Origin of the sequence: Sphingomonas sp. R1 (genome assembly GCF_025960285.1) — a bacterium.
In the GTDB taxonomy this organism is placed as follows: Bacteria; Pseudomonadota; Alphaproteobacteria; order Sphingomonadales; family Sphingomonadaceae; genus Sphingomonas.
Genome location: NZ_CP110111.1, coordinates 2667439 through 2682814 on the forward strand (window position 1 = coordinate 2667439; position 15376 = coordinate 2682814).

The 15376-nt window shown below is 67.4% G+C and carries 14 protein-coding genes and 1 riboswitch; of the genes, 8 read left to right on the top strand and 6 right to left on the bottom strand.

The window, feature by feature from the left end:
* Nucleotides 1–151: 151 nt before the first annotated feature.
* Nucleotides 152–568: a hypothetical protein gene (locus tag OIM94_RS12775; RefSeq protein ID WP_264607099.1), complete on the bottom strand. Its 417-nt coding sequence runs from the start codon at nucleotides 566–568 to the stop codon at nucleotides 152–154.
* An 81-nt stretch (nucleotides 569–649) separates the two neighbouring features.
* Here OIM94_RS12775 and OIM94_RS12780 point away from each other — a divergent pair, with 81 nt between their 5' ends.
* From OIM94_RS12780 to thiC, 4 genes are all read left to right on the top strand, one after another.
* Entirely contained in the window at nucleotides 650–1447 is a 798-nt protein-coding gene (locus OIM94_RS12780; RefSeq protein WP_264607100.1) for a sterol desaturase family protein, read from the top strand.
* Nucleotides 1395–1796 carry a DUF2141 domain-containing protein gene (locus OIM94_RS12785; RefSeq protein WP_264607101.1) on the top strand — a complete coding sequence of 134 codons (402 nt, stop codon included), beginning with the start codon at nucleotides 1395–1397 and terminating at the stop codon, nucleotides 1794–1796. The genes OIM94_RS12780 and OIM94_RS12785 overlap by 53 nt, the downstream gene beginning before the upstream one ends.
* A 65-nt stretch (nucleotides 1797–1861) precedes the next feature.
* A complete protein-coding gene (locus OIM94_RS12790; RefSeq protein ID WP_264607102.1) occupies nucleotides 1862–2719 on the top strand; it encodes a MipA/OmpV family protein in 858 nt (285 codons plus the stop codon).
* 39 nt (nucleotides 2720–2758) lie between these two features.
* Nucleotides 2759–2869: riboswitch (TPP riboswitch) on the top strand.
* A gap of 48 nt (nucleotides 2870–2917) precedes the next feature.
* Nucleotides 2918–4789: a phosphomethylpyrimidine synthase ThiC gene (gene thiC / locus OIM94_RS12795; protein ID WP_264607103.1), complete on the top strand. Its 1872-nt coding sequence runs from the start codon at nucleotides 2918–2920 to the stop codon at nucleotides 4787–4789.
* Between the two features lie 283 nt (nucleotides 4790–5072).
* On the opposite strand, the gene OIM94_RS12800 is transcribed toward thiC, so the two are convergent.
* Nucleotides 5073–5282: a hypothetical protein gene (locus OIM94_RS12800; protein WP_264607104.1), complete on the bottom strand. Its 210-nt coding sequence runs from the start codon at nucleotides 5280–5282 to the stop codon at nucleotides 5073–5075.
* A 61-nt stretch (nucleotides 5283–5343) separates the two neighbouring features.
* Nucleotides 5344–6042, bottom strand: coding sequence for a uracil-DNA glycosylase (gene ung / locus OIM94_RS12805; RefSeq protein ID WP_264607105.1), 699 nt, complete (start codon nucleotides 6040–6042; stop codon nucleotides 5344–5346).
* Nucleotides 6043–6150: 108 nt separating this feature from the next.
* Here ung and OIM94_RS12810 point away from each other — a divergent pair, with 108 nt between their 5' ends.
* The gene (locus OIM94_RS12810) at nucleotides 6151–6711 is read left to right on the top strand and encodes a hypothetical protein (RefSeq protein WP_264607106.1); all 561 of its coding nucleotides are present in this window, start codon (nucleotides 6151–6153) and stop codon (nucleotides 6709–6711) included.
* On the opposite strand, the gene OIM94_RS12815 is transcribed toward OIM94_RS12810, so the two are convergent.
* Together OIM94_RS12815 and ubiG are read right to left on the bottom strand one after the other, a co-directional pair.
* Nucleotides 6701–7123, bottom strand: coding sequence for a DUF1810 domain-containing protein (locus tag OIM94_RS12815; RefSeq protein ID WP_264607107.1), 423 nt, complete (start codon nucleotides 7121–7123; stop codon nucleotides 6701–6703). The genes OIM94_RS12810 and OIM94_RS12815 overlap by 11 nt on opposite strands.
* Before the next feature lie 13 nt (nucleotides 7124–7136).
* Nucleotides 7137–7868, bottom strand: coding sequence for a bifunctional 2-polyprenyl-6-hydroxyphenol methylase/3-demethylubiquinol 3-O-methyltransferase UbiG (gene ubiG, locus OIM94_RS12820; protein WP_264607108.1), 732 nt, complete (start codon nucleotides 7866–7868; stop codon nucleotides 7137–7139).
* Nucleotides 7869–7926: 58 nt separating this feature from the next.
* Here ubiG and OIM94_RS12825 point away from each other — a divergent pair, with 58 nt between their 5' ends.
* Nucleotides 7927–9198 (top strand): aspartate kinase, encoded by a 1272-nt coding sequence (locus OIM94_RS12825; RefSeq protein ID WP_264607109.1) that lies wholly within the window; start codon nucleotides 7927–7929, stop codon nucleotides 9196–9198.
* Between the two features lie 28 nt (nucleotides 9199–9226).
* On the opposite strand, the gene OIM94_RS12830 is transcribed toward OIM94_RS12825, so the two are convergent.
* The gene (locus tag OIM94_RS12830) at nucleotides 9227–11812 is read right to left on the bottom strand and encodes a glycosyl hydrolase 115 family protein (RefSeq protein WP_264607110.1); all 2586 of its coding nucleotides are present in this window, start codon (nucleotides 11810–11812) and stop codon (nucleotides 9227–9229) included.
* A gap of 135 nt (nucleotides 11813–11947) precedes the next feature.
* On the opposite strand from OIM94_RS12830, the gene OIM94_RS12835 reads away from it, so the two are divergent.
* Nucleotides 11948–12979: an NAD(P)H-dependent flavin oxidoreductase gene (locus OIM94_RS12835; protein ID WP_264607111.1), complete on the top strand. Its 1032-nt coding sequence runs from the start codon at nucleotides 11948–11950 to the stop codon at nucleotides 12977–12979.
* 80 nt (nucleotides 12980–13059) lie between these two features.
* Nucleotides 13060–15336: a phosphoenolpyruvate--protein phosphotransferase gene (ptsP, locus tag OIM94_RS12840; protein ID WP_264607112.1), complete on the top strand. Its 2277-nt coding sequence runs from the start codon at nucleotides 13060–13062 to the stop codon at nucleotides 15334–15336.
* Nucleotides 15337–15376: the final 40 nt, after the last annotated feature.

Sequence of the window (15376 nt, forward strand, 5' to 3'; positions counted from 1 at the left end):
CTATTCTTGTCAGGCTGCCAGACTAGGAACGATGCGTTGAGAAAGGGAAACGACAGGACTGCGTAGAACTACGATGGACACCGGTAGCCGCGGCGGTGGGTGGAGATTATGTTGCTGTGGAAGGCCGGTGCTTCCTTGCGGAAGGTTAGCGTTATCGGATCAGGAGATCGGCGGTACTGCGTTCGATCACGGGCGTTTCCCATGGATGTGCTGCCAGGATCCGCGTGATGGCAGCATCGGCGAGGGCACGATCCTCTGCCGGGAGATGGATGCGGAGGATCACGGTGGGCGATCGGCTCTCGGTGTCCGCCACGCCCAGCGTCGGCCGGGCGGAACCTGCGGGCGTGAAGAGCTCCCAGCCCAGCCCCAGTTCCACGACGCTGCGATAGACGCCGAAATCGCCCAGCGGGTTTGCTTCGCGGACGATGGCGAGAATGGCGGACAGCGCGGGCTCTCCGTCGATGCAGGCGTGGTCCCCCGTGGCAAGGCTGCGCAGCGTCTCCGCGGCCACCGGCACATGGAGGGTGAGGATCTCGACCGGGCGGGTGCGGAGCGGGGCGATGGGCATGGCTGAAACTCCGCGATGGCGCGGACAAGGCGGAACGGTTCGCATTGCCGCGGGGCGTCCGACCGCGTAGCACGCCTTGCCATGAACATCGCGCTCGCCATTTTCGCCTCGGCGCTCGCCATGACGGTGATCGTCGGCGTGCGCTATCTCGCCGCTTCCGCTGGATTCGCGCTGGCGACGCGGCTGCGCCATCCGGGGCTTTATGCCGGGCTCGACCGTCAGATCGCCAAGGAGATCGGCTGGAGCCTCGCTTCCGCGGCGATTTACGGCATCCCCGCCGGCATCGTCGCCTGGGGCTGGAAGGCGCACGGCTGGACGCAGATCTACGACGACGTGCACGCGATGCCGCTCTGGTATCTGCCGGTCTCGGTCTTCCTGTATCTGTTCCTGCACGACACCTGGTTCTACTGGACGCACCGCGCGATGCACCGGCCTGCGCTGTTCCGCCGCTACCACGCGGTCCATCATGCCAGCCGCCCGCCGACCGCCTGGGCGGCGATGAGCTTCCATTGGGGCGAGGCGCTGAGCGGCGCGATCGTCATTCCGCTGCTGGTCTTCGCAATTCCGATCCATGTCGGCGCACTTGGCTTGGTACTGACGGTGATGACGGTTATGGGAGTGACCAACCACATGGGCTGGGAAATCTTTCCGGCCTGGATGTGGCGGGGGCCATTGGGGGCGTGGCTGATCACGGCGAGCCATCATCAGCGCCATCACGAGCGGTATGGGTGCAATTATGGACTTTATTTCCGGTTCTGGGACCGGCTGTGCGGGACGGACCAGGGGTTGGGGCGGTTCGACCATGCGCCGGGCAAGCGCCACGCTCGTGCTGCTGCCGCTGCTGACCAGCGCCGCGCCGCTGGCGACGCTGGAGCTTGATTTCACCAGCCTGCGCTCGACGCGCGGGCTGCTCCAGGTCTGCATCGCGCCCGCCGCGAGCGAATTCCCGGATTGTCGCGACGGCCGCGGCGCGATCAAGCGCACGATCCCGGCAAGCGACGGCAAGCTGCGCCTGACGGCGCTTGCGCCCGGCGACTATGCCGTGGCGGTAATCCACGATGCCAATGGCAACGGCAAGCTCGATACCTTTATGGGCATACCGCGCGAAGGCTTCGGCTTTTCGCGCAACCCGGTCATCGGCTTCGGCCCACCGCGCTTTTCCGCCGCCCGCTTCCCGCTGGAGGGCGGCGGCGACCGGCAGGAAGTGAAGCTGCGCTATCTGCTGTAGGAACTGCGCGAGCATGCAGGCGTTGCCCGGGTTCTGATCCCCTGATCCCGTTTCCGGAGCATTGCATGTCTTTCCTGCGCACCGCGGCGCGCGCCGCGCTCGTCTCGCTTCCGCTGCTCGCCGCGGCGCCGGCCCTTGCCCAGCAGGAGACGACCGATTCGCCGCCCGATCTCACCCGCGACACGGTGATGATCGGCGTCGGCGCTGCCGTCGTTCCGAGCTATGATGGTTCCGACAAGAGCGTGATCACCGCCGCGCCGGCGATCCGCGGCCGCGTCTCCGGCATCAACTTCGCGTTGCTCGGCAGCCGCGCCTGGGCCGACCTGATTGCCGACAACAACGGTCCGGGCTGGGATTTCCAGGCGGGGCCGGTCGTCAACGTGAACCTCAACCGCACGTCGCGGATCGACGACCGTCAGGTCGCCGCGCTCGGCAAGGTGGATACCGCGATCGAAGCGGGCGGCTTTGTCGGTCTAGGCAAGCAGGGGCTGATCACCAGCGACTATGACAAGCTCACCGTGGGCGTGTCGTACATCCACGATGTCGGCACGGTGCATAAGAGCTATCTGGTCTCGCCCTCGATCAACTACGGCACGCCGCTCAGCCGCAAGGCCTATGTGCTGCTGAACCTCTCCGCCAACTATATGGGCGACGGCTACGCCCAGACCTATTTCGGCGTCACGCCGGGTGGCAGCGCGCGCAGCGGCCTGCCGGTGTACACTGCGCGCAAGGGGTGGAAGGACTGGACGCTCGGCGCGATGGGCAATGTCTCGCTCACCGGCGACCTGACGCACGGCCTGTCGGCCGTGGGCGGTGTCGCCTATCGGCGGATGCTGGACGATGCGGCGGATTCGCCCGTGGTGCGGATCGCGGGTTCGCGCAGCCAGTGGTATGGCGCGGTCGGGCTCGCCTATACCTTCTGACGGGGCCATTGCCCGCACGGCCGCAAGGCTTTACAGCAAGACCATTCCCCGGGGGACCGCTGGCGCAGCGGTTGAGAGGAGGGCTGCAGCCCTCGACCCGCTGAACCTGATCCGGTTGACACCGGCGTAGGGAGGGAGGGTCTTGTTTCCCGAGGTCCGTCTGCTCTTCCTGCGTACCGCCCGAAGGAGTAGACGAGCATGGCCGACATTCCCGCCAAGACCGAAATCGGCGTTACTACCGGCCCGATCCGCGGCAGCCGCAAGATCCATGTCGGCAAGCACCGCGTCGCGATGCGCGAGATACATCTCGAGCCGGGCAGCGGCGAGGCGCCGGTGCGCGTCTACGACACCTCGGGCCCCTACACCGATCCCGACGCGCGCATCGACATCATGGCCGGCCTGCCGGCGCTCCGTCGCGACTGGATCCTCGCCCGCGGCGATGTCGAGGCCTATGACGCGCGCCAGGTGAAGCCCGAGGACAACGGCCTGAAGGGCCCGGACCGCTCGGCCGGCGTGCCGCAGTTCCCCAACGTCGTGAAGCGCCCCTTGCGCGCCAAGCCGGGCATGAACGTGTCCCAGATGCACTATGCCAAGCGCGGCATCATCACGCCCGAAATGGAATATGTTGCCGAGCGCGAGAATCTCGGCCGCGAGCGGCTGGCCGAATATGTCCGCGACGGGCAGGACTGGGGCGCCGCGATCCCCGACTATGTGACCCCCGAATTCGTCCGCGACGAAGTGGCGCGTGGCCGGGCGATCATCCCGAACAACATCAACCACCCGGAAAGCGAGCCGATGGCGATCGGTCGCAACTTCCTGGTCAAGATCAACGCCAATATCGGCAACTCGGCGGTCGCCAGCGACGTGGCGTCCGAGGTTGACAAGATGGTCTGGTCGATCCGCTGGGGCGCGGACACGGTGATGGACCTCTCCACCGGCCGCAACATCCACGACACCCGCGAATGGATCCTGCGCAACTCGCCGGTGCCGATCGGCACCGTGCCGATCTACCAGGCGCTGGAGAAGGTCGGCGGCATCGCCGAGGACCTCACCTGGGAAATCTTCCGCGACACGCTGATCGAGCAGGCCGAGCAGGGCGTCGACTATTTCACCATCCATGCCGGCGTCCGGCTGCCGTACATCCCGATGACCGCCAAGCGCGTCACCGGCATCGTCAGCCGCGGCGGCTCGATCATGGCCAAATGGTGCCTCGCGCATCACCGCGAATCCTTCCTCTACGAGCGGTTCGACGAGATCACCGAGATCATGAAGGCCTATGACATCGCCTATTCGCTGGGCGATGGTCTCCGCCCCGGCTCGATCGCCGACGCCAATGACGAGGCGCAGTTCGCCGAGCTCTACACGCTGGGCGAACTGACCAAGCGCGCCTGGGAACAGGACGTGCAGGTGATGATCGAGGGCCCCGGCCATGTGCCGATGCACAAGATCAAGCAGAACATGGAAAAGCAGCTCGAGGCGTGCGGCGAGGCGCCCTTCTACACGCTCGGGCCGCTGACCACCGACATCGCGCCGGGCTATGACCACATCACCAGCGGTATCGGCGCCGCGATGATCGGCTGGTACGGCACGGCGATGCTCTGCTACGTCACGCCCAAGGAGCATCTGGGCCTGCCCGACCGCGACGACGTGAAGGTCGGCGTGGTCACCTACAAGCTGGCGGCGCACGCAGCCGACCTCGCCAAGGGCCATCCGGCGGCCAAGGTGCGCGACGACGCGCTGAGCCGCGCGCGATTCGAGTTCCGCTGGCGCGACCAGTTCAACCTGTCGCTCGACCCCGACACCGCCGAGCAGTATCACGACCAGACACTGCCGGCCGAGGGCGCCAAGACCGCGCATTTCTGCTCGATGTGCGGGCCGAAATTCTGCTCGATGAAGATCACGCAGGAGGTGCGCGACTTCGCCGCGAAGCAGAACGCCTCGGCCGATACCTTCCTGGCGGCGACGCCGGCGACGGTGGATGCCGAGACGGGCATGGCCGAGATGAGCAAGGTGTTCCGCGAGACCGGCAGCGAGCTCTACATGGGCGCCGGCGGCCGCGAGCACGATTGAAGTTGCAAGCCGGGCGGGCGTGCGCTCGCCCGGCTAACAATAAGTCTCGCGGCGCTGTCCAATCCGGACAACAATGATGACGACCCACCGCTGCTGGATGCGCGTGATGACCGAATGGTCACCGAGCCGTCACCGCCGATAGCCGATATGCTCGCCCGTAAGCGTAGCGTCGAACGATCGCGGGTTTGCCAACGTCGCAATCCGCTCCTCCACAGTTCTTAGGATGCGCCCTGCTTCCTGCCTGCCGAATTTGCGCAATTCCTTTGGCGCCTCGGGGGCGAATTCAATCGACCAGGCGAAGCTCGGGCTTCAGGTCCGCCGGCGGGACCGGGTCGTGGGAGCGAAAGTCCTTCGGTCGCTCCTCGGCGATGTAGAAGTCCTCGAGATCGTCGAGGTACGCCAGGATCGCCTCGCGGGCGTAGAAGGTCCTGGTCTGTCCGATCCGCGCCGCCAGCGCTTCCAGGCGTCTTTCCGTGCCTCCGTCGATCCCCACCGCGAGTACAGCCGCCTCCTTCCGATACAAATTTTGCAAGCCGGAACCTGCCGGACAACATTCACCCCAGCGGCGGCAATGCCCAGTCGATCGGCTTCTGGCCGATGCTCTCCAGAAACGCGTTCGCCTTGCTGAAATGCCGGCTCCCGAAGAACCCCGAATGTGCCGAGAGCGGCGAGGGGTGGGGGGCCTTGAGCACCAGGTGCCGTCCGCCCTTTTCGATCGAGTCGACGAACGCCGCCTTTTTCTGGGCATGGCTACCCCAGAGCAGGAATACCACCGGTTCCGCCCTGGCGTTGACCAGGCGGATCACCGCATCGGTGAAGCGCTCCCAGCCACGCCCCTGATGTGCGGCGGCGCGGCCCATCTCCACCGTCAGCACCGCATTGAGCAGCAGCACGCCCTGTTCCGCCCAATGCTCGAGAAAGCCGTGCTGCGCGCGGGGGATGCCGAGGTCGGTCTCCATCTCCTTGTAGATGTTGACCAGGCTGGGCGGGGTCCGCACGCCGGGCTTCACCGAGAAGCACAGGCCGTGCGCCTGGCCTTCGCCATGATAGGGGTCCTGCCCGAGGATCACCACGCGCACCTGCTCCAGCGGCGTCAGATCGAGTGCGCGAAACCAGTCGCCACCTGCCGGAAAGATGCGCTTTCCCGCCGCCTTCTCCGCACGCAGATAGTCGCGCAGCGCCGCCATATAGGGCTGGGCGAATTCCTGTTCGAGCGGGGCGAGCCAGCTCGGGTGCAGCTTGATCGTCGACATGGCGGCACGCTGTCCGCTGTCGGCTCGGGCCTGTCAATCGCCGCCTATTGACAGCGTTGACGAGGCCGATAGCCTGTCGCGCAACCAAAACAACAGAGGAGGGGTGCCATGAAACTATGGCCGTTCATGATCGCATTCGGGCTGTCCGTCGCCACCGCGTCACCTGCGCTCGCGCAGGCGCAGGCGCAGCAGCCGGACATTTCCAAGCAGATCATCAATGCGCCGACGCCGGAGGCGTTCACCGTCTATGGCCTCAGCACCAAGCCGGCGGTGGTGAAGGACAAGAACGTCCAGGGCGGTCGCGCGCTGCGCGTGCCGATCACCAGTGCGTCGGACCAGCCCTGGAGCGTAGGGCTGATCTCGTCGATCAACCAGCCGGTGAAGAAGGGCGACAAATTGGTCGTCGCGGTCTGGGCGCGCGCGGAAAAGCTGCCCGAGGGTGCCACCACCGCCAAGATCTCGACGATCCAGGTCGGCCTTGCCAAGGAACCCTATACCACCGTGTTCAAGGGCGAGGCGGACATCGGCAGCGAGTGGAAGATGGTGCATGTCGTTGGCGTTGCCGACCGTGACTATGCGGTGGGCGACATCTCGGTCTCGCTGCACCTCGCCACCGGCAAGCAGGTGCTCGACATCGGGCCGATCCTGCTGCTCGACCTCAACAAGTGATCCGGCGCAGCGTCTCGGGATCGCGACTGCCCGCATAGAAGGCGTCCAGGCAGGCGGCGAACACGCTGCCTGCCGTGCCGTCCGCCGCCTCGAACAGCGTCATCGACGAGCGGACTTTGATGGCGTCGATGCCGCCAAGGATCGCCTCCGCCGAGTGCCGGCCGGCATGACCGAGCAGCGCCGTCGTCGCTTCGCGAAGCCGGGGCCCAAGCAGCGGATGGGCAAGATAGGCGCGGGCTTCGGCCAAGTCCGCGATCGCGTAGCGCTGCGCCATGTCGCTGCGGCCGAGCCCGGCGATCTGCGGGAAGATGTACCAGATCCAGTGGCTGGTCTTCCGCCCGCGCTGCAACTCGGCCAGCGCGACCGCATAGTCGCGTGCCTGGGCGGCGACGAAGCGGTCGAGCGGGTTCATGATCCTTCTCCCGTCAGGCGCGGATCGCCGTCACCAGATAGTTGAGCGCCTCGTTCTCGCTCACCACGAAACCGCGGGTGGGCGAGAAGCTGAGGCCCTGGCGATCGATCACCTTCATGCCCGAATCCGCGAGCAGTGCCTCCAGTTCCTCCGGCTTGAGGAAGCGGCTCCAGTCGTGCGTGCCCCTGGGGATCGCGCCGGTGCCCTCGGCGAGCGTGATCATGGCGAGGCGCGAGAGCGGCGTGCGATTGGGGGTGGACAGCACCATCAACCCACCCTCGGCCAGCGCGCCGGCCAGCCCGCGGACGAAGCCGGCGGGATCGCTGACATGCTCGATCACTTCCATCGAGGTGACCAGATCGAAGGTGCGACCCACAAAATCCTCGATGCCGCCATGGACGTAATCGATCGGCAGCCCGGACGGTTCGGCATGCGCCCGCGCCGCGCCGATATTCTCGGCGGCGGCATCCACGCCGGTAACCCGCGCGCCGAGGCGGGCGAGCGGCTCGCAGAGTAGCCCGGCGCCGCAGCCGACGTCGATCGCGGTCTTGCCGGTCAGCGGCATGAAATCGGCCGAATCGCCCGCCCAATGTTCATCGATCGCCCGGCGGATATAGCCCAGCCGCGCAGGATTCAGCCTGTGGAGCATGGCGGAGGAGCCCTTCGGATTCCACCAATCGGCCGCCAGACGACCGAAATGTTCAGCTTCACGGGGGTCAATCGTAGCTATTGTTGCGTTCGGCATCGCTGGCTCCTATCAGGCTCGCCCATCTCTCCCAAGGCCAGGAAACAAGCAACCAGCCATGGCGCGTATCGTAATGAAGTTCGGCGGCACATCGATGGCCGGGATCGAGCGTATCCGCAGCGTCGCCGCCCGCGTCAAACGCGAGTGGGAGGCGGGCAACCAGGTCGCGGTGGTCGTCTCGGCGATGGCGGGCGAGACCGATCGGCTGGTCGGCTTCTGCCGCGAGGCCTCGTCGCTCTACGACCCCAAGGAATATGACGTCGTCGTCTCCGCCGGCGAGCAGATCACCAGCGGCCTGCTGGCGATCGCGCTGCAGGCGATCGGCGTGCCCGCGCGCTCCTGGCTCGGCTGGCAGCTGCCGGTGCAGACCTCGGATGCCTTCGCCAAGGCGCGCATCGAGGACATCGGCACCGACGCGCTGCTCGCCAGCATGGGGAACGGCGAAGTGGCGGTGATCCCAGGCTTCCAGGGCGTGCACGAGGAGCGGATCACCACGCTCGGCCGCGGTGGATCGGACACTTCGGCGGTGGCGGTGGCGGCGGCGGTGAAGGCCGATCGCTGCGACATCTACACCGATGTCGACGGGGTCTATACCACCGATCCCCGCATCGTGCCCCGCGCGCGCAAGCTCAAGCGCGTGACCTATGAGGAAATGCTCGAACTCGCCAGCGTCGGCGCCAAGGTGCTCCAGACCCGTTCGGTCGGCCTGGCGATGAAGGAAGGGGTTCGCGTGCAGGTGCTCTCGTCCTTCACGGGCGACGACGCGCCGATGGCAGATACATTGCCCGGGACGATGATCGTGGGCGAAGAGGAGATTCAGGACGTGGAACGCCAGCTCATCACCGGCATCGCGCACGACAAGAACGAGGCCAAGATCACGCTTACCGCGGTGCCGGACAAGCCCGGCGCGGTGGCATCGATCTTCACGCCGCTTGCCGATGCCAGCATCAACGTGGACATGATCATCCAGAACATCGCGCACCAGAGCGCCGGCAGCGCGAGCGCGACCGACGTGACCTTCACGGTGCCGGCGGCGGATCTTGCCCGCTCGCTGGAGATCCTGGCGCAGCAGAAGGAGTCGATCGGCTTCGACAGCATCAGCCATGACACGCGCGTGGCCAAGGTCTCGGTGGTCGGCGTCGGCATGCGCAGCCATGCGGGCGTTGCCGCGACGATGTTCCAGACGCTGGGCGCGCGCGGCATCAACATCCAGGCGATCACCACTTCCGAGATTAAGGTCTCGGTGCTCATCGAGGAAGACTATACCGAGCTGGCGGTGCGCGTGCTGCACACCGCCTATGGCCTCGACGCGGACGACGTCGCCGCCTGATACGTGTGCGGGAGCGTAGCCCGCTCGGCTACGCTCCCGTCGTCACGACAAGGCGCTGGAGGACGACATTGTCGTCGATGCGCCAGACCTTCACGACATGCCGGCCGGGCGCCACCGCGGGGAAGCGCGCGGTCAGCGTGCGGCCGTTTTCCTCGACCGCCTTGTTCCAGTCGCGCTGGGCCTGGGTGGTCGTTGCGTTGGGGGCGGGGACGAGGGTGTCGGTGAGGATCTGCACCGGGCCGTCGTTCACCGATACGCCGATGCGCTGCTGGTTGCGGCCGGTGGTGTCGAGCGTCGGCACCAAGTCCAGCGCAACCGTGAGCGGGCCGCCCTTGGCAAGCGTCACCGCGTAGCCGACCCGCACGCCGTCGGCCGTGCCGGTCGGCGGGCGACCCTGCGGGAAGGTCGTCACCGCGCCCTGCGTCCGGCCGAGATGCGGCACGCGGTGCCACGTCAGGCCCTTGCCGCCGGTCGCGGCGGCGAAGTCCGGCGCCTCGATCACGATCTGATCGGCGGAACGTGAGGGCGGCACGAAGACGATCGCGTCCGCCTTGCCACCGACCCGGCGCACCGCCGGCATCACCTGCCGATCGGGCTGCTGCCAATTGGTGTAGCCGATATGCGTCTGCGCCATCATCCCGTCCCACTTGCCACCGTTCAGCGCGTGATAGGCAGCGGTGATCTCGGCATCGCGCGCATAGGCGCGCTCGGCCTGATCGGCGAAGCCATTGGCGCGAGCGTCGGTGGCCGCGGCGAGGCGGTGGTTCCACGCGACGGCATAATAGAGCCGGTGGATGTTGGTCATGGCGAGGATCGGATGCTCGACCAGCTGGAACCAGGCGTCGTGCGCCTCGCCGGGGATGCGCGGTTTCACCGCGGCCATGTCACGCTCCAGCGCCTCCCATTCGGCGACGATGCGGCCGAACGCGCCACCATCAAGCTTTCCATCGGCGCGGACCGGCCCCAGCGCGTAGCTGTCGGCATCGAGCAGTTCGGGTTTCCGCCGCGCGGCGAGCTGGCCATAGCGGGTGAGGATCGCGCCGACCTTCTCCGCGACGGCATCCCCGAATGCGGCGCCCGCCCAGCGCGCCGGATAGGCGGTCATCGCCTCTAGCGTCATCGCCTCCGGGTTCCAGGCCTGGTCGAGGAAGAAGCTCAGCGGATATTCCAGCGGCTTGATGTCACCGACATTGACGATCCAGATCGCCCGCGCCCCGCGCTGCCAGGCAAGGTCCATCTGCTGCCACGTCTTCTCGATCTGAACGGTGTTGAGCCACTTGTAGTTGCGCGGCGCCCCGACATAATCGAAGTGGTAGTAGACGCCGTAGCCGCCTTTGCGGTTGAGGTCGGCGGTCGCCAGGCGGCGGATCTGCCCCCAATTGTCATCGGCGAACAGGAGCGTGACGTCGTCCGGCACGCGCATGCCGTGGTCGTAATAGTCCTGTACTTCCTTGTAGAGCGCCCACATCTGCGGCGTCGCCTCGGCAGGGCGCTTCGTCACCTCGGCCAAAATGCTGCGCTGGTCCGCCACGATCTTCTCGAGCAGCTCGGTGGCGGTGCCCTCCGCCATCGCCTCGTCGCCGTCGCCGCGCATGCCGACGGTGACCAGGCAGTCATAGCCCTTGCCGTCGCCCTTCGACATCATCCGCTCGATCCCGCCCCGCCAGAAGCGGCGGAGATTTTCGGCGTTGGTCGCATAGTCCCATTTGCCGCCGGTGACGCCCTTGTCGGTGTTGCGGTGCCATTCGTCCTGCGCGCGGGTCAGCGGCTCATGGTGCGAGGTGCCCATCACCACCCCCATCGCGTCGGCGAGGATCATGTTGTTGGGATCGTCGTCGTTGAACGCCTTGGGCGCCCACATGGCGGGCCAGAGATAATTGCCCTTCAGCCGCAGCAGCAGCTCGAAGACATGCGCGTACATCGCCGCGTTGATCCCGCCGAAATGCTTCTTGGCCCAGCCGCTGAAGCCGGGATCCTCGTCGTTGATGAAGAAGCCGCGATAGCGCACCCGCGGCTGGTCGCGGCGGCTGCCGGGGGCGAGGGTCACGTCCGCCCGGCGGCGGACCGGCACGTCGGCGAACCAGTGCCAGGGGGAGACGCCGATCCGCTGGGAAATGTCGTAGGTGCCATAGACCGCGCCGCGGCGGTTCGAGCCGATGATCACCAGCGCCTGGGGGATGCCGGGGGCGGGGTTGTCGAGCACGATCTGGCGATAGGCTTCCCATTCGCCAGCCAAGTCGCGCGGGTCGATCCGGCCCTGGCGTACCAGCGCATCGAGAATCGGCGAACGGCCGAGCTCAGCGATCAGCACTAGCGGGCCATTGGCGTCGCCCAGCCGCTGGACGCGCTTTGGCGCGGTCCCGCCGACGCGCGCCAGATCCTGCGCGAAGGCGTCGGCGACGTGGGTGAGGGCGGGGTCCGCGCCTGCATCGACCACGATCGTCGCGGGCACTTCGCCGCGGATCAGCGGGAAGCCCGCGCCCGGCTCAACGAGGCTCAGCGGCGCCGGACCGGTGCCGGCGCGCGCCGCCCCGGCCGCCAGCGTCGCCGCGGCCGACGCCTGCAACAGCGTGCGGCGGCCGACCGAAAGGGCGGGATCGACAGGCCCGGACATCGCAACTCCTGGAATTTCTTGTTCTTGGTAGCGGTATCATGTCGTGCCGGGTCGGCCGCGGCAAGCGCCAAAGCGGCACGGACCCGCGATTGCGGCCCCTTGCAGAAACGGGGGTTGCGGCGCTAGGCGCCGCGCATGACCAGCACCTCCACGATCGGCGCCGAGCGCCTGGCCCGCCGCATGGCGCGCGGCTGCGACTTCCTGGGCAGCGAGACCGCCATCCTCGGCGGCGCGATGTCCTGGGTGTCCGAGCGCAACCTCGTCGCCGCCATCTCCAACGCGGGCGGCTTCGGCGTGATCGCGTGCGGCGCGATGAGCCCCGAGCTGCTCGATGCCGAGATCGCCGCGACCAAGGCACTGACGACCAAGCCCTTCGGCGTGAATCTCATAACCATGCACCCGCAGCTGTTCGAACTGATCGAGGTGTGCGGCAAGCATGGCGTCGGCCATGTCGTGCTCGCGGGCGGGCTGCCGCCGGCGGGGTCGCTCGACGCGATCAAGGGGCACGGCGCCAAGCTGATCTGCTTCGCGCCGGCGCTGAGCCTCGCGAAGAAGCTGATCCGCTCGGGTGTCGACGCGCTCGTGGTGGAGGGCATGGAAGCCGGCGGCCATATCGGCCCGGTCTCGACCAGCGTGCTGGCGCAGGAGATCCTGCCCGAGGTTGCCGCTCAGGTCCCCGTGTTCGTCGCCGGGGGCATCGGCCGGGGTGAGGCGATCGCCGGCTATCTCGACATGGGCGCGGCGGGCGTCCAGCTCGGCACGCGTTTTGCTGCCGCGACCGAGAGCATCGCGCATCCCAATTTTAAGAAGGCGTTCATTCGCGCCTCCGCCCGCGACGCGATCGCCAGCGTGCAGATCGATCCGCGCCTGCCGGTGATCCCGGTGCGTGCGCTCAAGAATGCCGGCGGCGAGCTGTTCACCGCCAAGCAGCGCGAAGTGGCGCAGGCGCTCGACGCGGGCAGCGTGGAGATGGCCGAGGCGCAGCTGCAGATCGAGCATTACTGGGCGGGCGCGCTGCGCCGCGCGGTGATCGACGGCGATGTCGAGCATGGCAGCGTGATGGCCGGCCAGTCGGTCGGCATGGTCACCAAGGAAGAGCCGGTGGCGACGATCATCGAGACCCTGATGGCCGAGGCGGCCGACGCGCTGGAGAAGCGTGCGGCCTGACGCCAGGGCCGCGGGCTTTCCTGCGCTTTTGCTGCGCACCCGGCTTGGCGCGGGTGCGCACAATCTGTTAGCGCTGTCCTATGGCCCTGACTGCTGCCGCCTCCGCCCGGGAAATTCTCACCCGCCTTCATGACCTGATGGCGAAACGGCTGCCGGTCCAATCCAAGCTCAACGCCGTCGTCAACATCATCGGCGAAGCGCTGCACAGCGAGGTCTGCTCGATCTATCTGCTGCGCGAGGGCGTGCTCGAGCTTTTCGCGACCCGTGGCCTCAAGCAGGAGGCGGTGCACGTCACCCGGCTGGGAATGGGCGAGGGTCTGGTCGGCACCATCGCCGCGCATGTCGAGACGCTCAATCTCGACGAGGCGACCAGCCACCCCAATTTCGTGCACAATCCCGAGACGGGCGAAGACCGGTTCCACAGCTTTGCCGGCGTGCCGATCATCCGGCGCGAGCGGGCGGTGGGGGTGCTCGCCGTGCAGCATGTCGATCCGCGGCGCTATGCCGATATCGAGATCGAGGCGCTGCAGACCGTGGCGATGGTGCTCTCCGAGCTGATCGCCAATGCCGAGCTGATCGACGCGGCGGGCGGTGCCTCCACCCGGTTGCAGCCGACCAGCGCCGGCACGATCCGGGGTTTCCGGCTGGTCGAGGGCATGGCGCGTGGGGTGGCGGTGTTCCATCAGCCGCGCATCACCATCGAGCATACCGTGGCCGACGATACCGAGGCCGAGCGCCACCGCGTCTATGCCGCGTTCGACAAGATGCGCGATCAGATCGAACGCATGACGAGCCAGGCCGAATTCGGCAGCGGCGGCGAGCATGAGGAGATTCTCGCCACCTACAAGATGTTCGCCTATGACGAGGGCTGGAGCCGCCGGATCAACGAGGCGATCGATTCCGGTCTCACCGCCGAGGCTGCGATCGAGCGCGTGCAGCAGCGCACCCGCCAGCGCATGCGCGAGATCGACGATCCGCTGCTGCGCGACCGGATGCACGACCTGGAGGACCTGTCCAACCGGCTGCTGCGCATCGTCTCCGGCCAGCTGGGCACGGCGGCACAGCTGGGACTGCGGCAGGATTCCATCCTGATCGCGCGCAACCTGGGGCCGGCCGAGCTGCTCGAATATGATCGCCGGCGGCTGAAGGGCGTGGTGCTGGAGGAAGGCTCGCTGACCGCGCACGTCACCATCGTCGCGCGCGCCATGGGCGTGCCGGTGCTGGGTCGCGTGCGGGACGTGCGTCGCGAGGTGGCCGAGGGCGATCTGCTGCTGCTCGACGTGGCCGAGGAAAGCGTGTTCGTCCGCCCCTCGCTGGCGATGGAGGAGGCGTTCGAGGCCAAGCTGACGCTCAGCCAGAAGCGCCGGGCCGCCTTCGCCCAGCTCAAGAACGTCGCACCCGTCACCAAGGACGGGCACCGCGTGACGGTGATGGTCAATGCCGGCCTGCGCGATGATGTGGCAGCACTGGACCTGACGGGCGCCGATGGCATCGGCCTGTTCCGCACCGAATTCCAGTTCCTCGTCTCCGCCACGCTGCCGCAGCGAGAGGCGCAGCGGCGGCTCTATCGCGACGTGCTCGAGACGGCGGGCGACCGGCCCGTGGTGTTCCGGACCGTCGATATCGGCGGCGACAAGGCGCTGCCTTATCTGAACCATGACGAGGATGGCGAGGAAGAGAACCCCGCCATGGGCTGGCGCGCGCTGCGCCTCGCGCTGGATCGAGACGGCCTGATGAAGGCCCAGGCCCGCGCGCTGATCGAGGCGGCGGCGGGGCGGACGCTCAACGTGATGTTCCCGATGGTCTCCGAGCCCTGGGAGTTCGACCAGGCCCGTGCGCTGTTCGAGGCGCAGCATGCCTGGCTCGCCGCGCGCGGGCGCAAGATGCCGAGCGAAATCCGCTACGGCGCGATGCTGGAGGTGCCGGCACTGGCCGAAGTGCTCGACGTGCTGCTGCCCAAGCTCGAGTTCCTGTCGATCGGCACCAACGATCTGACGCAGTTCCTGTTCGCAGCCGATCGCGCACACCCCAAGCTGGCACTGCGCTACGACTGGCTGAGCCCGGCGATCCTGCGGTTCCTCAAGCGCGTGAGCACCGAGGCGCGTGCGGCGGGCGTGCCGGTGGCGGTGTGCGGCGAAATGGGCGGGCGCCCGCTGGAGGCGCTGGCGCTGATCGGACTGGGCATCGATCGCCTGTCGATCACCCCGGCGGCGGTCGGGCCGATCAAGGCGATGCTGCGCTCGCTCGATCGCGGTGCCGCGATGGCGGCGATGACGGAGATGCTGGCGCATCCGGAAGGACCGCTGCGGGACACGCTGACCGCCTGGGCGGAGTCCCAGGGCGTCGAGCTGGCCTGAACCGTAGACCGAATGATTTCGCCGCGGCGTTGACAGCGGC